Origin of the sequence: Paracoccus sp. 08 (genome assembly GCF_024105395.1) — a bacterium.
Lineage (GTDB): Bacteria > Pseudomonadota > Alphaproteobacteria > Rhodobacterales > Rhodobacteraceae > Paracoccus > Paracoccus marcusii.
In genome coordinates this window covers 35,073-55,483 of the sequence record NZ_WEKR01000011.1, presented here as the reverse complement: position 1 = coordinate 55,483, position 20,411 = coordinate 35,073, and the positions used below count along the sequence as shown (strand labels likewise).

The 20,411-nt window shown below is 68.6% G+C and carries 16 protein-coding genes and 1 pseudogene; 7 read left to right on the top strand and 10 right to left on the bottom strand.

Annotated elements, in window-relative coordinates:
- Nucleotide 1: 1 nt before the first annotated feature.
- Genes GBO37_RS05885 through GBO37_RS05875 form a run of 3 tightly spaced genes read right to left on the bottom strand, consistent with a single transcriptional unit; the run spans nt 2 to nt 3,093 of the window.
- The gene (locus GBO37_RS05885) at nt 2-913 is read right to left on the bottom strand and encodes a glutaminase (RefSeq protein ID WP_045982290.1); all 912 of its coding nucleotides are present in this window, start codon (nt 911-913) and stop codon (nt 2-4) included.
- A gap of 55 nt (nt 914-968) precedes the next feature.
- Nucleotides 969-2,192 (bottom strand): UbiH/UbiF/VisC/COQ6 family ubiquinone biosynthesis hydroxylase, encoded by a 1,224-nt coding sequence (locus tag GBO37_RS05880; RefSeq protein WP_252927773.1) that lies wholly within the window; start codon nt 2,190-2,192, stop codon nt 969-971.
- A gap of 49 nt (nt 2,193-2,241) precedes the next feature.
- Entirely contained in the window at nt 2,242-3,093 is an 852-nt protein-coding gene (locus tag GBO37_RS05875; protein ID WP_252927772.1) for an SDR family oxidoreductase, read from the bottom strand.
- A 94-nt stretch (nt 3,094-3,187) separates the two neighbouring features.
- On the opposite strand from GBO37_RS05875, the gene GBO37_RS05870 reads away from it, so the two are divergent.
- The 7 genes from GBO37_RS05870 to pdeM all read left to right on the top strand — a co-directional run bounded on the left by GBO37_RS05870 (nt 3,188) and on the right by pdeM (nt 11,758).
- Nucleotides 3,188-4,672 carry an AMP nucleosidase gene (locus tag GBO37_RS05870; RefSeq protein WP_045982293.1) on the top strand — a complete coding sequence of 495 codons (1,485 nt, stop codon included), beginning with the start codon at nt 3,188-3,190 and terminating at the stop codon, nt 4,670-4,672.
- A gap of 147 nt (nt 4,673-4,819) precedes the next feature.
- The gene (locus tag GBO37_RS05865) at nt 4,820-5,119 is read left to right on the top strand and encodes an HU family DNA-binding protein (RefSeq protein WP_042246023.1); all 300 of its coding nucleotides are present in this window, start codon (nt 4,820-4,822) and stop codon (nt 5,117-5,119) included.
- Between the two features lie 124 nt (nt 5,120-5,243).
- Nucleotides 5,244-6,134 (top strand): DMT family transporter, encoded by an 891-nt coding sequence (locus tag GBO37_RS05860; RefSeq protein WP_127897563.1) that lies wholly within the window; start codon nt 5,244-5,246, stop codon nt 6,132-6,134.
- 59 nt (nt 6,135-6,193) lie between these two features.
- Entirely contained in the window at nt 6,194-7,186 is a 993-nt protein-coding gene (locus GBO37_RS05855; protein ID WP_252927769.1) for a ligase-associated DNA damage response exonuclease, read from the top strand.
- A complete protein-coding gene (locus tag GBO37_RS05850) occupies nt 7,183-8,733 on the top strand; it encodes a cisplatin damage response ATP-dependent DNA ligase (RefSeq protein WP_252927768.1) in 1,551 nt (516 codons plus the stop codon). The genes GBO37_RS05855 and GBO37_RS05850 overlap by 4 nt, the downstream gene beginning before the upstream one ends.
- Nucleotides 8,730-11,105 (top strand): ligase-associated DNA damage response DEXH box helicase, encoded by a 2,376-nt coding sequence (locus tag GBO37_RS05845; RefSeq protein WP_252927765.1) that lies wholly within the window; start codon nt 8,730-8,732, stop codon nt 11,103-11,105. Before GBO37_RS05850 ends, GBO37_RS05845 begins: the two co-directional genes overlap by 4 nt.
- Nucleotides 11,102-11,758: a ligase-associated DNA damage response endonuclease PdeM gene (pdeM, locus tag GBO37_RS05840; RefSeq protein WP_252927763.1), complete on the top strand. Its 657-nt coding sequence runs from the start codon at nt 11,102-11,104 to the stop codon at nt 11,756-11,758. The genes GBO37_RS05845 and pdeM overlap by 4 nt, the downstream gene beginning before the upstream one ends.
- A 51-nt stretch (nt 11,759-11,809) precedes the next feature.
- Here pdeM and GBO37_RS05835 read toward each other — a convergent pair whose 3' ends face one another.
- The 7 genes and pseudogenes from GBO37_RS05835 to rpsT all read right to left on the bottom strand — a co-directional run bounded on the left by GBO37_RS05835 (nt 11,810) and on the right by rpsT (nt 20,337).
- Nucleotides 11,810-12,547, bottom strand: coding sequence for an outer membrane protein (locus tag GBO37_RS05835; RefSeq protein ID WP_217845148.1), 738 nt, complete (start codon nt 12,545-12,547; stop codon nt 11,810-11,812).
- Nucleotides 12,548-12,720: 173 nt separating this feature from the next.
- A complete protein-coding gene (gyrB, locus tag GBO37_RS05830) occupies nt 12,721-15,156 on the bottom strand; it encodes a DNA topoisomerase (ATP-hydrolyzing) subunit B (RefSeq protein WP_045982300.1) in 2,436 nt (811 codons plus the stop codon).
- Nucleotides 15,157-15,249: 93 nt separating this feature from the next.
- Complete coding sequence (locus GBO37_RS05825) at nt 15,250-15,891, bottom strand: LysE family translocator (RefSeq protein ID WP_045982301.1); 642 nt, start codon at nt 15,889-15,891, stop codon at nt 15,250-15,252.
- The gene (gene recF, locus GBO37_RS05820; RefSeq protein ID WP_252927761.1) at nt 15,888-16,964 is read right to left on the bottom strand and encodes a DNA replication/repair protein RecF; all 1,077 of its coding nucleotides are present in this window, start codon (nt 16,962-16,964) and stop codon (nt 15,888-15,890) included. The genes GBO37_RS05825 and recF overlap by 4 nt, the downstream gene beginning before the upstream one ends.
- On the bottom strand, nt 16,961-18,079 hold the full coding sequence (dnaN, locus tag GBO37_RS05815; RefSeq protein WP_127897571.1) for a DNA polymerase III subunit beta: 1,119 nt from the start codon (nt 18,077-18,079) through the stop codon (nt 16,961-16,963). Before dnaN ends, recF begins: the two co-directional genes overlap by 4 nt.
- A gap of 84 nt (nt 18,080-18,163) precedes the next feature.
- A pseudogene (dnaA, locus tag GBO37_RS05810) lies at nt 18,164-19,524 on the bottom strand (chromosomal replication initiator protein DnaA).
- Between the two features lie 543 nt (nt 19,525-20,067).
- Entirely contained in the window at nt 20,068-20,337 is a 270-nt protein-coding gene (rpsT, locus tag GBO37_RS05805; RefSeq protein ID WP_045982305.1) for a 30S ribosomal protein S20, read from the bottom strand.
- Between the last annotated feature and the right edge of the window lie 74 nt (nt 20,338-20,411).

Below are 20,411 nucleotides of genomic sequence, written 5' to 3'. Positions count from 1 at the left end.
GTCAGCCGAAGACCGACCAGCCGGTGAATTCGGCCAGCCGTTCGGCGGCCAACGTGCCCATCTGCGAATTGCCCCATCCGTCCAGACCCGGCGACCAGATCGCGATCGACGCCTTGCCCGGCGCGATGACCAGCAGCCCACCCCCCACGCCCGATTTCGCAGGCATGCCCACGCGGAAGGCGAAATTGCCCGACCCGTCATATTGCCCGCAGGTCATCATCAGCGCGTTGATGCGCCGCTGTTTCACCGGGGCCAGCAGGGGCGGCGCGCAGTCCAGCCCGGCGATCACCCGGCCCGCGCGAGCCAGCTGGATGCAGGACATCTCGATCGCGCATTGGTGGACATAGGTGCCGATGACATGGTCCGGCGGATTGCGCAGATTGCCAAAGCTGCGCAGGTAATGCGCCAGCGCCGCGTTGCGGTAGCCGGTCCGCGCCTCGGACCGGGCGACGGCCTTGTCGATGTGGATGTCGTCATCCTCGGCCGCCGCGCGCACGAAGCCCAGGATCTCGGCCAGGGTCTGCTGGGGGCTGCGTCCGGTCAGCAGCTGGTCGGTCACGACGATGGCGCCCGCGTTGATGAACGGGTTCCGGGGCCGGCCCTTCTCCTGTTCCAAGAGCAGGATCGAATCGAACCGGTCGCCCGACGGCTCGCGCCCCACGCGCAGCCACAACTGTTCGCCGATGCGGCCCAGCACGCAGGCCAGCGCGAACACCTTGCTGACCGACTGGATGGAAAATCCCCGATCCGCCTGCCCGGCGGTCAGCACCTGTCCGTCCGCCAGGGCCACGGCGATGCCGAACTGATCGGGGGCGACGCCGGCCAGTTCGGGGATATAGTCGGCGACCTTGCCCCAATCGGCAGCCTTGCGGATGTCGCGGTCCAGGTCCTGCAGAAAGCGTTCAAGCGTCATGGCGTCCCCCGATGCTGCGCAGAGCCTATGGCGCGAAACCGCCGCCCGGGGAAGGTTAAAGCGCCTGACCCGCCAGCATCCGCGGCATCGGCGACACGGACAGCCCCGCCGCCTGCCGCATGAAGCCGCGCCGCAGTCCCGGCAGTGCATCGACCACGCCCATGCCCGCGCCGCGCAGCCCGGCCACGGCCGGATTGTCGGTCGCGAACAGTCGGTTCACCCCGTCCATGCCCAGTGCCAGCGTCGTCGCATCCGGTCTGCGCCACGCCTGATACCGCTCCAGCACCAGCGTGCTGCCGATATCCTCGCCGCGCCGGGCGGCATCGACCAGCACCTCGGCCAGGGCGGCGACGTCGCGCAGGCCCAGGTTCAGGCCCTGGCCCGCGATGGGATGGACCCCATGCGCCGCGTCCCCCACCAGCGCCACGCGGTCGGCGACATAGCGTTCGGCCAGGGACAGCGACAGCGGATAGCTGAAGCGCGGCCCCGCCAGCGACAGATCGCCCAGGAAATCGCCAAAGCGCGGCCGCAGGACCGCCAGGAAGGCGGCGTCGTCCAGGGCGGCGATGGCCGCGGCGTTCGCGGTGGTTTCCGACCAGACGATGTTGCTGCGGTTGCCGGGCAGGGGCAGGATCGCCAGCGGCCCGGTCGGCATGAAATACTGATGCGCGATGCCCTGATGGGGCAGGGCATGGTCGATGGCCGCGACCAGCGCGGTCTGGCCGTAATCCCAGCCCTGGCGCCGGATGCCCGCGCGCGTGGCCACGCCCGATCCGCGCCCGTCCGCACCGATCAGCAGCCGGGCCGTCAGCCGCTGCCCGTCAGACAGGATCGCAGTGACGCCCGCCGGGCCGGCTTCCTGGCCGGTGACGGACAGGCCGGGCAGGGTGGTGACCGTGCCCTCCATCGCATCGACCAGGGCGGCGTGCAGGAAGCGGTCCTCCAGCATGTGGCCCACCGGGCCTTCGCCCAGTTCGGCGCTGTCGAAATGCAGGAAGAAATGGCCCGCGCCCTCTCCGGGCCGGCCTTGGGACGCCTTGATCTGGTGGATGGGCTGGGCGTCGGGGGCCAGCCGGTCCCACAGGCCAAGCGCCCGCAGCACGCGGACCGAGGCGATGGCCAGCGAATAGGCCCGCCCGTCGAAACCTGCCCCCGACCGCGCGCGCGCGGGGCGCGGATCGACCACGGCCACGCGCAGCCCGGCCTGGGCCAGCGCCAGCGCCAGGGTCGGGCCGTTCAGCCCGCCCCCGGCCACCACGATGTCGAAATCCTGTGTCATGGCCCGCAGCTTGCACGGGCCGTGGGCAAAGGCAATGCGGCGCGCGGCCTCACGCGCCCTGGGCCAGCAGGGCGGCCAGCCCGGTCCGGTAATCGGGATAGTGCAGCGTCACGCCCAGGTCGTGCTTGATCCGGTCGTTCCGGACCCGCTTGCTGTCGCCATAGAAGGACCGCGCCATCGGGGTCATGTCGGCCTGATCGAAGGGCACCGCGGGCGGCAAGGGCAGGTCCAGCAGGGTCGCCGCATGGGCGATCACGTCCTGAGGCGGGGCCGGGTCGTCGTCGCAGACGTTGTAGATGCCGATCGGGTCGGGCGCGTCGATTGAGGCCAGCAGGACCTGGGCGATATCCTCGACATGGATGCGCGAGAAGACCTGGCCGGGTTTGATGATGCGCCGCGCGGTGCCGTCGCGGACCTTCTGGAACGGACCGCGACCGGGACCATAGATCCCCGCCAGCCGAAAGATGTGCAGCGGCAGGTCATGCGCCCGCGCCATGTCCTGCCATGCGCCTTCGGCGGCGATGCGGGCCTGGCCGCGCGGGCCCGATCCGTCCAGAACCGAATCCTCGTCGACCCAGCCCCCGTCGCGGTCGCCATAGACGCCGGTGGTCGACAGATAGCCCAGCCAGCGGGGCCGCGCGCGGGCCAGGTCGTCGCGGAACGCGGCCAGAACCGGGTCGCCGGCCGGTCCGGGCGCGGTGCTGACCAGGATCGCGTCGGCCTGGGCGATGGCCGTGCGCAGCGCATCCTCGGACCCCGGCCACAGCAGGGGCACGGCGCCTGCGGCCGCGACGCGGTCAGGGTCGTCGCGGGTGGTGCCGGTGACCTGCCAGCCGCGGGCGGTCAACAGGGGTGTCAGGAAGCCGGCGCTGTAGCCGTGACCGAAAACGAGCATCTTCATGACGGCACCGTAACGGCGCGCGCGTGGCTGCGCCAGACGCTTGCCTGCCGCCTGCCGCGCTGGCAGGGTCGGCGCAGCAAGAAGGACAGATCCGATGACGACAGACGCCCGCTTTCTGCCGGTCCAGACCCCCGACGCCGCGGCGCCCCGCGACTTTACCGACGCGGCCGCGGCCGTGGCCCATCTGCGTGCGCTGTACGACCAGGCGACCGGCTTTCTGCTGGGCCATTTCACCGCCATCCTGGAAGGCACGTCCCCCGTCGCGCGCTATCGCGCCTTCTACCCCGAGGTGCGGCTGATCGTCCCGACGCATGGCAAGATCGACAGCCGCCTGTCCTTCGGCCATGTGGTCGCGCCCGGCGTCTATGCGGCCACGGTGACGCGCCCCGACCTGTTCCAGCATTATCTGACCGAGCAGCTTGGCCTGCTGATCAAGAATCACGGGGTACCCGTGACCATCGGCCTGTCGGACACGCCCATGCCGGTCCATTTCGCGGTCGCCGCCCAGAGCGACCTGGCCGTCCCGCAGGAGGGCGTTCTGGATTTCAGCCTGCGCGACGTCTTTGACGTGCCGGACCTCAACACCATGAACGACGACATCGTGAACGGCGTGGCCGGCGCCATGCCCGACGGCAGCCAGCACCTGGCGGCGTTCACCGCGCAGCGTGTGGATTATTCGCTGGCGCGCCTTGCCCATTACACGGCGACCGCGCCCGAGCATTTCCAGAATTTCGTCCTGTTCACCAACTATCAGTTCTATGTCGACGAGTTCGAGGCCTTTGCCCGCCGCGTCCTGTCGGATCCGGACAGCGGCTATACCGCCTTCGTCGCCCCAGGAAACCAGCAGATCACCGACGGCCACGACACGATCGTGCCGCTGTCCAAGCTGCCGCAGATGCCGACCTATCACCTGAAACGCGCGAACGGGCAGGGGATCACGCTGGTCAATATCGGCGTCGGCCCGTCCAACGCCAAGACCGCGACTGACCACATCGCGGTGCTGCGCCCGCATGTCTGGCTGATGGTGGGCCATTGCGCGGGCCTGAGGAACAGCCAGTCCCTGGGCGATTTCGTCCTGGCCCACGCCTATCTGCGCGAGGATCACGTGCTGGACGACGACCTGCCCGTCTGGGTGCCGATCCCGGCCCTGGCCGAGGTCCAGGTCGCCCTGCAGGAGGCGGTGGCCGAGGTCACCCAACTGGACGGGTACGAGTTGAAGCGCATCATGCGCACGGGCACCGTCGCCACCATCGACAACCGCAACTGGGAGCTGCGCGACCAGTCCGGCCCGGTCCACCGCCTGTCGCTGTCGCGCGCGGTCGCGCTGGACATGGAAAGCGCCACGATCGCCGCGAACGGGTTCCGGTTCCGCGTCCCATACGGCACGCTGCTCTGCGTCAGCGACAAGCCGCTGCACGGAGAGCTGAAGCTGCCGGGCATGGCGACGGACTTCTATCGCACTCAGGTCGCCAACCATCTGCTGATCGGCATCCGCGCGATGGAGAAGCTGCGCGACATGCCGCTGGAGCGCATCCATTCGCGCAAGCTGCGGTCCTTCAGCGAGACGGCGTTCCTGTAGCGCGGCGGCAAAACACCAGCAAACGCGGGTTTTCGCGCGCGGGGCGAAAAAGGCTTGATCTGCCCGTCAAAACCGTGTGTAGCAGGCGATATGCCGCAAAAGGCGCAATTTGTGGGCCCGGTGCAACAGGGCAAGAGGAGACGGACCATGGCTACGGCTGCTGCAAAACCGATGACCAAGACCCAACTGGTGGCGACGATCGCCGAAGAAATGGGCTCGGACAAGAAATCCGCTTCGGCCGCTCTGGACGCGATCGTGGCGATCGTGACCCGCGAAGTCGCCGGCGGCGGCGCGGTGACCCTGCCGGGCATCGGCAAGATCGCCTGCCGCGCCCGTCCCGAGCGTCAGGTCCGCAACCCGCAGACCCAGGAAATGATGACCAAGCCGGCCGACAAGCAGGTCAAGGTCACCATTGCCAAGGCCCTGAAGGACAGCGTCAACAGCTGATCCGCAGATGCTGCGATGACGGATCGGGGTCGTGCCATCGGGCACGGCCCCTTTTCTTTATGTCTTCACCCCACGGCGGTGCTCTGCTAGCCGTTTTGCATCACCTGCAAGAAAGGCCTGGTCCATGGATCTTCGCGCGTTGCTGATGGGTCTGGCCTTCGCGGTGATGTGGGCCTCGGCCTTCACCTCGACCCGGATGATCGTGACCGAGGCGCCGCCGCTGATGGCGCTGGCCCTGCGCTTTGCGCTGTCGGGCGTGATCGGCGTGCTGATCGCGCTGGCCATGGGGCAGACCTGGCGCACCTTGACGCGGGCGCAGTGGCGCGCCGTGCTGATCCTGGGGCTGTGCCAGAACGCGCTGTACCTGGGCCTCAACTGGACCGCGATGCAGTGGATCGAGGCGGGCCTGGCCTCGATCATCGCCGCGACCATGCCGCTGATGGTGGCCGCCCTGGGCTGGAGCCTGATGGGCGAGCGCCTGCGCCCGATGGGCGTGGGCGGCCTGATCCTGGGCGTGGTTGGTGTGGCGATCATCATGGGCGCGCGCCTGCAGGGCGGCAGCGACCTGACCGGCATCGTCATGTGCTTCGTCGCGGCGCTGGCGCTGGCGGTGGCGACCCTGACGGTGCGGGGCGCCAGTTCGGGCGGCAACGTGATGATGATCGTGGGCCTGCAGATGCTGGTCGGCGCCGTGACCCTGGGCCTGATCGCGCCCTGGTTCGAGACCTGGGACGTCACCTATACACCGCGCCTGGTCGTGGCGTTCCTCTATACGGTGATCGTGCCGGGGCTGGTCGCGACCTGGGTGTGGTTCATGCTGGTCGGGCGCATCGGCGCGGTGCGCGCGGCGACGTTCCACTTTCTGACGCCCTTCTTCGGCGTGGCCACCGCCGCCCTGTTCCTGGGCGAGGATCTGGGCGCGGGCGACGTGATCGGCGTCGCGGTCATCATGGCCGGCATCCTGGCGGTGCAGCTGTCCAAGGCGCCCCCGGTCAAGCGCCCGCCGCCCAGCTGACGGACCCCTGCGGCCATCGGCGGCGTTGAACCCGCGCCAACCCCTGCGATGATGGTGCCATGCGTCCCGACCAGATCCTGCACCCGACCGAGGCCGGGCTCTATTGCCCGCCCGGCGATTTCTACATCGACCCGGTCCGCCCGGTGCCCCGCGCGCTGATCACGCACGGGCATGGCGACCACGCCCGTGCGGGTCATGGAGCCGTCATGGCCACGCAGCAGACGCTGGACATCATGGCGATCCGCTATGGCGAGGATTTCACCGGCACCCGCCAAGCCGCCCAAGGGGTGGCCCGCATTGGCGACGTGCAGGTCAGCTTTCACCCCGCGGGCCATATCCTGGGCTCGGCCCAGATCGCCGTGATGCCCGACCGCGGCCCCAAGATCGTCGTGTCCGGCGACTACTGCCKCGCCCCGAACCCGGTCTGCGCCCCCTATGAGCCGGTGCCCTGCGACATCTTCGTGACCGAGGCGACCTTCGGCCTGCCGGTCTTCCGCCACCCCGACCCGCTGACCGAGATGACCAAGCTGATCGCCAGCATCGCCGAGTTTCCCGAACGCCAGCACTTGATCGGCGCCTATGCCCTGGGCAAGGCGCAGAGGGTCATCGCGCTGGCCCGACAGGCCGGGATCGACGGTCCCATCGCCATCCATGGCGCGCTGCAGCGACTCTGCGATTTTCACGTGGAACAAGGGATCGACCTGGGCCCGCTGGTCCCGGCCACCGCAAAGCAGGTCGATGCCCAGCTGGTCATCGCGCCGCCCTCGGCCTTTGCTAGTGCCTGGGTCCAGCGGTTCCGCGACCCGGTGATCGGCTTTGCCTCGGGCTGGATGACGGTGCGCGCGCGGGCGCGGCAGCGGGGGGTGGAGCTGCCCTTGGTCATCAGCGACCATGTCGACTGGCCGCAGGTCACACAGACCATTCTTGAGCTGGCCCCCCAGGAGGTCTGGATCACCCACGGGACCGAGGACGGGCTGATGCGCTGGTGCGAGCTGCAGGGCATCGCGTCCCGCCCGCTGCGCCTGATCGGATACGAGGATGAGCCGGAATGAAGGCTTTTGCCCATCTGCTGGAACGGTTGGCCTTCACCGCTGCGCGCAACGCCAAGCTGCGCCTGCTGCGCCATTACCTGGAGGCCACGCCCGACCCCGACCGCGGATATGCGCTGGCCGCGCTGACCGGTGATCTGAAGCTCAGGGCGGTGACGCCGGGCCTGTTGCGCGGGCTGATGGCGGGGCGGGTGGACGAACAGCTGTTCGCCATGTCCTATGATTTCGTGGGCGATCTGGCCGAGACCATCGCGCTGCTGTGGAACACCGACCAGGATCAGGACGTGCCCCTGCGGGATGCCGTGGCGCTTCTGCGCGACACGGGCCGCGCGGGGCTGCCTGCGGCGATCAGCGCGATGCTGGACCGGCTGGGGCCCTCGCAGCGGCTGGCCTTCCTGAAGCTCGCCACCGGCAACATGCGCGTGGGCCTCTCGGCCCGCATGGCGCGCATGGCCCTGGCCGAGATGGGCGACCCCGAGGTCAAGGACATCGAGGAGATCTGGCACGGCCTGACGCCCCCCTATCAGCCGCTGTTCGACTGGATCGCGGGGGGTGCGCGCCCCGAACACGCGGCCCGTGCGCCCTTCCGTCCGGTGATGCTCTCCACGCCGGTCGATCTGGATCAACTGCGCGCCTTCGATCCCGCCGATTACACGGCGGAATGGAAATGGGACGGCATCCGCGTTCAGGCGATCAACGACGGCGGCACGCGGCGTCTCTACTCCCGGACCGGAGAAGATGTGGGCGCGGCCTTTCCCGACCTGCTGGAGGCGCTGAACTTCGACGGTGCGCTGGATGGCGAGCTGCTGGTCCGGCGCGGCGCCAACGTGGCGCCCTTCGGGGATCTGCAAAAGCGGTTGGGCCGCAAGGTCGTGGGGCGCGCGATGCTGGACAGCCATCCCGCGGGCCTTCGGGTCTATGACGCGATGATCTGGAAAGGGCGCGACCTGCGCGACCTGCCGCATCAGGAGCGGCGCGCGGTGCTGGAGGACGCCGATTTCGGCAGCGACCGGATCGACCTGTCGCCATTGCTACCCTTCCAGACCTGGGACGATCTGGCGGCCCTGCGCGCCGACCCGCCCTCGATCGTGATCGAAGGCGTGATGATCAAGCGCCGCGACAGTACTTACGTCGGCGGCCGCCCGCGCGGGCCCTGGTTCAAGTGGAAACGCGACCCGATGGTGGTGGATGCGGTGATGCTCTATGCGCAGCGCGGGCATGGCAAGCGGTCGGGCTTCTACAGCGATTTCACCTTCGGCCTGTGGGACGGGGAGGCGCTGGTGCCCGTGGGCAAGGCCTATTTCGGCTTCACCGATGAAGAGCTGCGAGAATTGGACCGGTTCGTTCGGAACAACACCACCGAACGCTTTGGCCCCGTGCGCTCCGTTTTGCCCAAGCTGGTGCTGGAGGTCGCGTTCGAGGGGCTGAACGCCTCTCCGCGCCACAAGTCCGGGGTCGCGATGCGCTTTCCCCGCATCAGCCGCATCCGATGGGACAAGCCCGCCGCCGAGGCCGACCGGCTGCAGGCGCTGAAGGACATGATCCCGTGACGCTGCCCCCCGCGTTCCAGGACTGGTTCTCCCGGCAGGGCTGGCAGCCGCATCCGCATCAGCTGGCCCTGCTGGAGGCCAGGGAGGACAGCCTGCTGATCGCGCCAACCGGGGGCGGCAAGACGCTGGCGGGGKTCCTGCCGTCGCTGGTCGAACTGACCGCGCCGCATAAGGGGATGCACACGCTGTACGTCTCGCCTTTGAAGGCGCTGACGGCAGATATCGCGCGCAACCTGTCGCGCCCGGTCGCCGATCTGGGCCTGGACATCCGCATCGAGGACCGCACCGGCGACACCCGCGCCAGCCAGCGCGCCCGCCAGCGCATGGACCCGCCCGACATCCTGCTGACCACGCCGGAATCGCTGGCCCTGATGCTGTCCTATGAGCAGGCGCCCGTGATCTTTGGGGGCCTGCGCCGGGTGGTGCTGGACGAGCTGCATGCCCTGGCCGAGAACAAGCGTGGCGATCAGCTGATGCTGGCCCTGTCGCGGCTGCGCGCGCTGGCGCCCGACCTGCAGGTCACGGGCCTCTCCGCCACGGTCGAGGACCCGTCGCGGCTGGCCCGCTTCATGGGCGGCGCGACCGTGATCCACGCCGATCCCGGCCCCGACCCCGACATCGCCATGCTGCCCACCGCCAAGGCCCCGCCCTGGGCGGGCGCGGGCGGGCATTACGCCGTGCCGGACGTGCTGGAGGCCGTGGCGCAGGCCACGACCACGATCATCTTCATCAACACCCGCGCCCAAGCCGAGCTGTTCTTTCAGGCGCTCTGGGCCGCGAATGACGCGAACCTGCCCATCGGCCTGCATCACGGCAGCTTGTCGCGCGAGGCCCGCGCCCGGACCGAGGCCGCGATGGCCGCGGGCGAATTGCGCGCCGTGGTGGCGACCGGCAGCCTGGATCTGGGCATCGACTGGGGCGCGGTCGATCTGGTGATCCAGGTCGGCGCGCCGCGCAACGTCAAGCGGCTGGTCCAGAGGATCGGGCGGGCGAACCACCGCTATAACGCGCCGTCACGGGCGCGGATCGTGCCCGCAAACCGCTTCGAGGTGATCGAATGCGTGGCCGCCCTGCAGGCCGTGCGCGAACGCGATCTGGACGGCGATGATCGGGGGCCGGGGCCGTTGGACGTGCTGTGCCAGCATATCCTGCTGACCGCCTGCGCGGGGCCTTTTGACGCCGATGCGCTGTTCGCGGAGGTCCGCACCGCCGGGCCCTATCGCGACCTGACCCGCGCCGATTTCGACGCCTGCCTGGAGTTCGCGGCCACGGGTGGCTATGCGCTGCGGGCCTATGACCGCTGGCAGCGGCTGATGCACCGCGATGGGCTGTGGCGCCTGCGCGACCCGCGCGCGGCGCGAAACCTGCGCATGAACATCGGCACCATCGTCGAGGCCGAGATGCTGAAGGTCCGCTTTCGCGGACGCGGCGGCGCCCCCTTGGGCGAGGTCGAGGAGGGCTTTGCCGCGACTCTGGCGCCGGGCGACACCTTCCTGATCGGCGGGCAGACGGTGCGCTATGACACCCTGCGCGAGATGGTGGTCGAGGTTACGAAACAGCCCTCCAAGGAGCCCCGCATCGCCACGTTCTCGGGCATGAAGCTGGCGACATCGACGCAGCTGTCGCACCGGGTGCTGGCGCTGATCGGCGATCCAGCGGCGCATGCGGGGCTGCCCGCCGACACCCGCGACTGGTTGGCGCTGCAGGCGCAGGTCAGCACCCTGCCGCGTCCCGGCACCCTGCTGACCGAGGCGTTTCCCCATCAGGGTCGCTGGCATCTGGCGGTCTATGGCTTTGCGGGCCGCAATGCGCTGCAGACCCTGGGCCTGCTGATGACGCGGCTGATGGAGGAGGCGGGGCTGGCCCCCCTGGGCTTCCTGGCCACAGATTACGCGCTGCTGATCTGGTCGCTGGACCCGGTGACCGATCCCGCGCCTTTGCTGGACCGCGACGGCCTGCGAGAGGGTCTGGGCGACTGGCTGGCCAGCAATGCGGTGATGAAGCGCAGCTTTCGCAACGTGGCGACCATCGCCGGGCTGATCCAGCGCAACCTGCCCGGCGCGCGCAAGTCGGGGCGGCAGGCGACGTTCTCCAGCGACATCCTTTACGACACGCTGCGCAAGTACGACCCGGACCACCTGATGCTGCGCATCACCGCGGCCGAGGCCAGCCGGGGGCTTGTGGATTTCGGCCGGATCGAGGAAATGCTGGACCGCACCGACCGCCTGGACCACCGCATGCTGGAGCGTGTGTCGCCCCTGGCCGCGCCGCTGATGCTGGAACTGGGCCGCGTGCCCATCGCGGGACAGGGCCGCGAGCGCATGGCCGAGGCCGAGGCGGCGGCAATGATGGCAGAGGCAGGGCTTTCGTGACGTTCCACCCTTTCGACTTTGACGGCCAGACGCTGCAGGCGCGGGCCAGCGGCGCACTGTTCTGGCCTGAACGGCGCTGGCTGATCGTGGCCGACCTGCATCTGGGCAAATCCGAACGCATGGCGCGGCGTGGGGGTGCCCTGCTGCCCCCCTATGAGACGCTGGAGACGCTGGACCGTCTTCAGGCGGAGATCGCAGCGACCGATCCTGCGGTGGTCGTCAGCCTGGGGGACGGGTTCGACGACGACGCGGCGGGGCGCGCGCTGCCCGACGATGTCTGCGACCGGCTGCGCACGATGGCCCAGGGCCGGCGCTGGATCTGGGTCCGCGGCAACCACGACCCCGGGGCGATCTGTCCCCGCCTGCCCGGCAATACCGCGGCGGAGCTGCATGACGGCCTGATCCTGCGCCACGAGGCGGGTCAGGGGCCGGACGTGTCGGGCCATTACCACCCCTGCATCCGGCTGGCGGGCCAGCGGCGGCGGTGTTTCCTGGTCGGCCGCGACCACCTGATCCTGCCCGCCTTCGGTGCCTATACCGGCGGACTGGAGGTCACGGACAGGGCGCTGGCCGCGCTGGTGCCGCAGGGGCTGGCAATCGCCTGCGGGGCGCGTGCCCTGCCGGTGCCGGTGGGCATGCGTCGCAGCGCCTGAAAAAGGGCCGGCACGCATCGCGGCCGGCCCCCGTCATCCTGAGTGGTCTGATCAGAAGCGGAAGTTCGCGCCGATCTTGACACTGCTCATGGTCATGCTGGCGCGGGTCGAGAGGGTGTCGATCCCGTCCGAGAACTCCACCCGCTCGTTGCCGAAATCGCGGTACTGGTATTCTGCGAAGATCGACGTGCGCGGGTTGATCATGCGCTCCACGCCCAAGCCGCCCGCGGCACCCGTCGCGGTGAAGCCGCGCGTCTGCGAGAAGTCGCCCGTGCTCAGCGTATAGTCGAAATCACCGCGGGCGACGCCCAGGGTGCCATAGACCAGCGTCTGCGGGTTGACCGCATAGCCGGTCTTGATGACCAGGGTGGCGATGTTCTTCATCTCGCTCTCGACGCGGCCCAGCAGCGGATCACCGATGTCGATGCTTTCGTCGACCGAGCCGAACTCGACGCCCAGTTCAGGACCGAAGACCCAGTTGCCGCGCTGCCAGCGATAGCCCAGCTGCAGGCCTGCGGTTGCGCCGGAGATGCCGACATCMCCCAGCCCGCCGATCAGGCCCACATCCTCGCCGTCGATGACCTCGGAGAAACCCACCTGATCCTCGGTGTCGAAGATATAGCCGAGCGACCCGCCCACATAGGCGCCACCCCATGCCGAGGCGATCGGCGCCACGGGTGTCACCGTCACCGGTGCCACGTCGACGACGGGCGACACCACGCCCCCGGCAAGGGCAGCGCCTGCCCCCAGGACCAGGGCCGAGACGGAGGAGAGAGCGAAGAGGCGCATGGGGGATACTCCTGAAAAGCTGGGGCACGCCCACCGGCTGCGCCCGATCTGCAAATGATGTCCGGTCAATCCAGCGCAGAGAATCGGCCCAAGATCAATTAAAACGCGCATTGGCCCCTGTCCCTGCACGCGGTGACGGGCATGGACAGTGACCTTTGGGCAACATGGGCCGTTCAGGTATCCAGGTTCTCGACGTTCAGGGCGTTCTGCTGGATGAACTCGCGGCGCGGTTCGACGACGTCGCCCATCAGCTTGGTGAACAGGTCCTCGGCCTCGGCCACGTCCTCGATGCGGACCTGCAGCATGGTGCGCGCGACGGGGTCCAGCGTGGTTTCCCACAGCTGCTCGGGGTTCATCTCTCCCAGTCCCTTGTAGCGCTGCAGGGACAGGCCCTTCTCGCCCTCCAGGAACACTGCCTGCAGCAGGCCCAGGGGGCCATGGATCGGCTGGTCGCGATCCTTGCGGATCAGGCGCGCGGGCTTGGCATAGATGTCCTGCAGGGCCTGGGTCATTTCGCCCAGCCTGCGGCTCTCGCCGCTGCGCAGCATCTGGCCGTCCAGGGTGCGGTTCTCCTCGACCCCGCGCAGGGTGCGCGACAGGCGGATGCCGGCATCCTGGGTCGGGCGTCCCTGCCAGCCGCGCTCGTACTCCTCGGCGATCTGGTCCAGGCGGGCGGCGATGTCGGTGGCCACGCCCTGGGCGTCCTGGTCGATGCGGCCCGGCACCAGCGCCCCGGCGATCGCGGCCTGTTCGGTGATGTGGGGCGGGTAATGGGTCGGATAGGCGCGCAGGACGCGGCGTGCCACCCGCGCCTCCTCGACCACGCGGGCCAGGTCGTTGCCGGTGATTTCCTCGCCCGAGGCCAGGCGCAGCGATGCCCCTTCGACGCCCTGCTGGATCAGGTAATCCTCCAGCGCGGCCTCGTTCTTCAGATAGACCTCGGACCGGCCGCGCCCGACCTTGTAGAGCGGCGGCTGCGCGATATAGAGATGCCCGCCCTCGATCAGCTCCGGCATCTGGCGGAAGAAGAAGGTCAGCAGCAGCGTGCGGATATGCGCGCCGTCGACGTCGGCGTCCGTCATGATGACGATCTTGTGGTAGCGCAGCTTCTTCAGGCTGAACTCGTCGCGCCCGATTCCTGTGCCAAGCGCGGTGATCAGCGTGCCGATCTGGTCGCTGCCCAGCATCCGGTCGAACCGCGCGCGTTCCACGTTCAGTATCTTGCCGCGCAGCGGCAGGACGGCCTGGTTCTGGCGCGAGCGGCCCTGTTTCGCCGAACCGCCGGCCGAATCCCCCTCGACGATGAACAGCTCGGACAGCGCCGGGTCCTTCTCCTGGCAATCGGCCAGCTTGCCGGGCAGGGAGGCGACATCCATTGCCGTCTTGCGCCGCGTCAGCTCGCGCGCCTTGCGCGCCGCCTCGCGGGCCAAGGCGGCCTCGATGATCTTGCCGACGATCTGGCGGGCCTCGGTCGGGTTCTCCTCGAACCACTCTGCCAGCTTCTCGCCGACCAGCCCCTCGACCGCAGGACGGACCTCGCTGGAGACAAGCTTGTCCTTGGTCTGGCTGGAGAATTTGGGATCGGGCACCTTGACAGACAGCACGCAGGTCAACCCCTCGCGCGCGTCATCGCCGGTGAAGTCGACCTTTTCCTTCTTCGCGATGCCGCTGTCCTGCGCGTATTTGCCGATCACGCGGGTCAGGGCGCCGCGGAAACCGGCCATGTGCGTGCCGCCGTCCCGCTGCGGGATGTTGTTGGTGAAGGGCAGGACGGTCTCGTGATAGCTGTCGTTCCACCACATCGCGACCTCGACGCCGATGCCGCCCTTCTCTCCGGTGATGAAGATCGGCTCGGGCATGACGGCGGTCTTGGACCGGTCCAGGTATTTCACGAATTCCTTGACGCCGCCCTCGTAGAACAGCTCGGTCTTCTGGACCTCGGCATGACGCTCGTCCTCCAGGATGATGCGCACGCCGCTGTTCAGGAAGGCCAGCTCGCGCAGGCGGTTCTCCAGCGTCTTGAAGCTATAGTCCAGGTTGCTGAAGGTCCCGTCCGGATGCACGGTCTTGGCCGAGGCCATGAAGCGCACCTCGGTCCCGCTTTCACCCGGCGCATCGCCCACCACGACCAGCGACTTGACGGTGTCGCCGCGCTCGAACCGGACGAAGTGCTCCTTGTCGTTGCGCCAGATGCGCAGCTCCAGCCAGTCGGACAGGGCGTTCACGACCGACACGCCCACGCCGTGCAGGCCGCCCGACACCTTGTAGCTGTTCTGGTCGAACTTTCCGCCCGCATGCAGCTGGGTCATGATGACCTCGGCCGCGCTGACGCCCTCTCCGGCATGCATGTCGACCGGGATGCCGCGCCCGTTGTCGCGCACGCTGACGCTGCTGTCGGCATGGATCTTGACCTGCACGAAGTCGGCATGGCCGGCCAGGACCTCGTCGATGCCGTTGTCCACGACCTCATAGACCATGTGGTGCAGGCCGGACCCGTCGTCGGTATCGCCGATATACATGCCGGGACGCTTTCGCACGGCGTCCAAACCCTTGAGAACCTTGATGGAATCGGCGTCGTACAAAGCGGGTTGGGCGGCGGTGTCGGTCATGCGTCGGGCTTTCTGTTCGTCATGTCTTGATATAGGCCTTCGCAGGGGCAAAGTCACGGCTTTGGCTGGGTTTTTCGGCCCCGTCGGCGGGTTTTATGCCCGGCCTGCCCAGATCTGGCCCGCACCCAGCACCAGCCCCACGAAAATCAGCAGCCAGCCCGATGCCAAGTTCATCCGCCGCAGCCCCGCGGGGGTCGCCAGACGGGCACGCAGCGCGGCCAGCGTGGCGCCCATGCCCAGGTTCAGCAGGAAAGGAATGGCCCCCGACATCCCCACGATCACCGCGACATCGCGCCCGGTCAGCCGCGCCACGTCGAAGAAACCGGGCAGCACGCCGACATAGAACAGCGCCGCCTTGGGGTTGCCCGCGATGGCCAGCAGGCCCGCGCTGAAGCCCGCCCACCCACCACGCCGGGTCAGGCGGCTGTCGCTGTCCACGGCCTGCCCGGCGTGGCGCAGCAGCCCGATGCCCATGCCCAGAAAGACCGCGACCGCGATCCAGCGCAGGACCGACAGCAGGGCCGCCTGATCGCCCACTAGCAGCGTCAGACCGAAGATGGCGATCAGAGGCCAGATCATGTCCCCGATCGCCACCCCAAGCGCCAGCGGCCAGACCCCCGCCCAGCCGGACGACAGGCCCCGCGCCATGATCGCCACCCAGACCGGGCCGGGCGTCAGCCAGATCGCCGCCAGCGCGCCCGCATACAGCCAGATCGCCTGCACGCTCAGCGTCATGCGGCCTCGCATGCCGCTGAGGCGCCGTCGGTCTTGGTCACGGCCAGGCTGCGCGCGCGCGGGCCGAAGGCGTCGAACAGTTCCGGCCCCGTGCCGGTCAGCAGGGTCTGGGCGGGCAGGTCGGTGATGCGGTCGTAAAGGGCCGCGCGCCGGTCGGCGTCCAGATGCGCCGCGACCTCGTCCAGCAGCAGCAGGACCGGCTGGTCCGACAGCGCCCGCGCATTGGCCAGGATCAGCGACAGCAGCAATGCCTTCTGCTCTCCGGTCGAGGATTGGGCGGCGGGCATGTCCTGCGGCCCCCAGCTGGCGCCCAGATCGGCCCGATGCGCCCCGGTCAGCGTCCGCCCGGCGGCCATGTCGCGGTGGCGCGTGGCGGCCAGGCGCGCGGCGATGCTGGCGGGATCGGCATCGTCGGCAAAGCCGTCTTGGGCCAGCAGGGTCAGGCGTGCGGCCGGAAAATCCGTGCCGCCGTCCTGCGCGGCCATGATGGCGGACAGCGCCGCCTGACGGTTGCGGGTCAGGCCAGCGCCGGCCTCGGCCATCTGCGTCTCCAGTGCGCGGTACCAGCCGGGATCGCCGATCTGATCGCGCAGCAGGCGGTTGCGTTCACGCATGGCCTTGTCATAGGCCAGCGCCAGGTCCGCGTGGTCGGGCATCAGCGACAGGGTCACCCGGTCCAGGAACCGCCGCCGCCCTTCGGGTGCGTCCGACCACAACCGGTCCATCGCGGGCACCAGCCAGATGACCCGCACCAGCCGGGCCAGCGCGGTCTGGGTCACGGGCTTGTCGTCCAGAATGACATGGCGGGGTTGGCCAGGAGGCGCCGCGGTCTCGACCGCGTGATCGCCAAGCGTGGCGCGGAGGCGCCAGCCCGCATCGGGGCCCATCCGCGCCTGATCGGGGGCGGCCACAGCGCGCAAACCGCGGCCCGGCGCCAGCATGGACAGCGCTTCCAGGATGTTCGTCTTGCCGGACCCGTTCGGCCCGTGGATCGCCATGGGGCGGGCGTCCAGCGACAGGTCCAGCCGCGGCCAGGACCGGAACTGGGACAGCCGCAGCGCCGTCAGTGTCACACGCGCATCGGCATGACGACATAGACCGCGCTGAGATCGCTGCCCTCGCGGATCAGGGCGGCGTCGCCCGAGCCGTTGAACAGGAACACCGCATTGTCGCGATCGACCTGGCCCGCGATCTCCTGCAGGTACTTGGCGTTGAAGCCGATCTCCAGCGGCTCGTCGGCATAGGCCACGATCAGCTCCTCCTCGGCGGCGCCGGCATCGGGGGCGTTGACCGACAGGACCAGCCGGTCCGCGTCCAGCGACAGTTTGACCGCGCGCGAACGTTCGCTGCTGACGGTCGCCACGCGGTCGACGGCGCGGGCAAAGTCGGCGGCGTCCACCTCAAGCTTGCGGGCGTTGCCCTGCGGGATCACGCGGCTGTAATCGGGGAACGTCCCATCGATGACCTTGGAGGTCAGCGTGATCGTGGGCGTGGCAAAGCGGACCTTGGTCTCGCTGACCGACACGGCGATCTCGGCCTCGTCGTCGTCCAGAAGCTTGCGCAGCTCTCCGACGGTCTTGCGGGGCACGATCACGCCGGGCATCGCATCCGCGTTCGCGGGCAGGGGCGCGTCGATCCGGGCCAGGCGGTGCCCGTCGGTCGCCACGCAGCGCAGGACGGGGCCGTCCTCGGACTGGGCCACGTGCATGTAGACGCCATTCAGATAGTACCGCGTCTCCTCGGTCGAGATCGCGAATTTCGACTTGTCGAACAGCCGGCGCAGCACCGATGCGGGCGCCTTGAAGTTCGCGCTGTATTCGCTGCTGGCCATGACCGGGAAATCGGCCCGCGGCAGGGTCGCCAGGCTGAAGGACGACCGCCCGGCCTGAACCGACAGCCGCCCCGAGGCGTCGTCGCTGGCCAGCTGGACCAGGGCGCCGTCGGGCAGCTTGCGCGCGATCTCGTTCAGCATCACGGCGCTGACGGTGGTGGCGCCGGGGCGTTCGACCTGGGCCACGGCCCGGTCCACGACCTCGGTGTCCAGGTCGGTGGCCCGGAAGCTGACGCCTTCGGGGGTGGCCTCGATCAGCACGTTGGCCAGGATCGGGATGGTGTTGCGGCGTTCCACGACCGACTGGGCCTGCGACACGGCCTTGACCAGAACGGCGCGCTCGATCGAGAATTTCATCAGTTTCCCCTGTCCCATGGCTCTGCGGCCCCTGCCGGACCTGATGTGTAGCCGCCCGCGCGGGCAGTCACAAGATTTTCGTGATCAGGCTTCCAGCATCCGCTTCAGCACGGCGATGTCCTCGACCATGGCGCTGTCCTCGACCAAGAGCTCCTCGATCTTGCGCACGCCGTGCATGATCGTGGTGTGGTCGCGTCCGCCGAAGCGGCGGCCGATCTCGGGCAGGGACCGGCTGGTCAGCTGCTTGGACAGGTACATCGCGATCTGGCGGGGCCGGGCGACGTTGCGCGCGCGTTTCGGACCCATCATGTCGGCCAGGCGGATGTTGTAATGCTCGGCCACCTTGCGCTGGATGTCGTCGATGTTGATCTTGCGGTCGTTGGTCCGCAGGATGTCGGCCAGGCATTCCTGCGCCACCTCCAGCGTGATCTCGCGACGCAGCAGGCTTGCATGCGCGAACAGGCGCTGCAGCGCGCCTTCCAGGACGCGGACGTTGGTGGTGATGCGATGCGCCAGGAACTCCAGCACGCCCGCGCCGATCTCCAGGTCGGGCTGCTGGGCGCGGAAGGCCTGCGTCTTGGACTGCAGGATGCCTAGGCGCAGCTCGTAGGTGGTCGGGTGCAGGTCCACGATCAGCCCGCAGGACAGGCGCGACTTGATGCGCTCCTCAAGGCCCTTGATCTCGGCCGGGGCGCGGTCGGCGGAAATGACGATCTGCTTGCCCTGATCGACCAGCGCGTTGAAGGTGTGGAAGAACTCCTCCTGGGTGCTGTCCTTGCCGGCGATGAACTGCACGTCGTCGACCATCAGCATGTTCACGTTCCGGAACATGCTCTTGAAGTCCATGATCGAGCTTTCGCGCAGCGCCTGCACGAAGCGGTACATGAACTGTTCGGCCGACAGGTACAGGACCTGCGCCGACGGGTGGCGCGCCTGATAGTCATGCGCGATCGCGTGCATGAGGTGCGTCTTGCCCAGGCCCACGCCGCCATAGAGGAACAGCGGGTTGAAACCCACGGGGCCCCCCTCGGCCACGCGGCGGGCGGCGGCATGGGCCAGCTCGTTCGGCTTGCCGACGATGAAGTTCCCGAAGGTGAAGCGGCTGTCCAGCGGCGCGCCCAGATCGGTGCGGGCGGCGCGGGTGGTCGGCGCCTCGGCCGGCTGGCCCGCGGGGGCGGCGGCTTGGGCCGAGGGGCGCGCCGCGGCGCTGCCCACGTCAAAGCGCAGACGCTCGACCGGGGCGCCATGGCGGGTCAGCACCGCATAATGTCCTTGGCAAAGTGACGCCCGACCCAGTCAGAAATGAAGCGCGTCGGGCTGACGAATCGCGCGGCCCCGTCGTCGATCGCCATCAGGCGCAGCGGCTTGATCCAGTGGTTGTAATTGTTCGGCCCCACGCTCTGTTCCAGCTCGGCGCATGCCTGACCCCAGATCTTGTCCATCATCGTCCCGTTTCCCATCTGTCCCCAATCCCCGCCGGTTGATCCGACGGGACAGAATTCACGTCATCCGGGTGGCACGCAAAAACGCTGCCCCCGCGACCGCGAACGCGGTCGATCAAGGGGCATCAGCCCGTTTTCGGTCCTGGACACAGGTCCCCGGACACCCGGTGGCAGCCGGATGTCGGGAACCCGAAGGCGGAAGAGGTGTTCTTCGCGGCCCGGCCGTCGTCCCGGACGGATCCGAAGATCTGTCCACAGGGCCCGGCCCGTCCCCAAGCGACGTGAATCGCAAGGAGGAAACTAGCCCCAGCTTGTGGATAGCTGCAACCGAACTCTGCGCTTGACAGCAACTTGGTCCAAGCGAATCTGCGATGCCTTTGACTCGATTAACAATTTTCTGAATTGCTTGAATTCGTTCGATTTTTCAAAATGTCGCAGGTGCAGAAACGCAAATCGGGCGCAGGGCTTTCGCCTGCACCCGATGCTGTATTCCGGTGCCCCGAAGGGCGTGGAACGCGTGTCTCAGGGCCCCGTCAGGCCTGTGGATCAGTTGGCCGACAGCGCCTTCACGCGGGCCGCCAGGCGCGAGATCTTGCGCGACGCGGTGTTCTTGTGCACGACGCCCTTGGTCACGCCGCGCATCAGTTCGGGCTGCGCGGTCTTCAGCGCCAGCGCGGCCGCATCGGCATTGCCCGAGGCGATGGCCTCTTCGACCTTGCGGATATAGGTGCGGATGCGCGAACGGCGGGCCTTGTTGACGTCGGTGCGACGTTCGATCTGGCGGGCGCGTTTCTTGGACTGGGGCGTGTTAGCCATGGGTGTCTTCCTATCGGGTCAGTTGCATGTCTAAATTTCGAACGTGCAAAAGCCCCATGGCGCCGTCCCCGTTC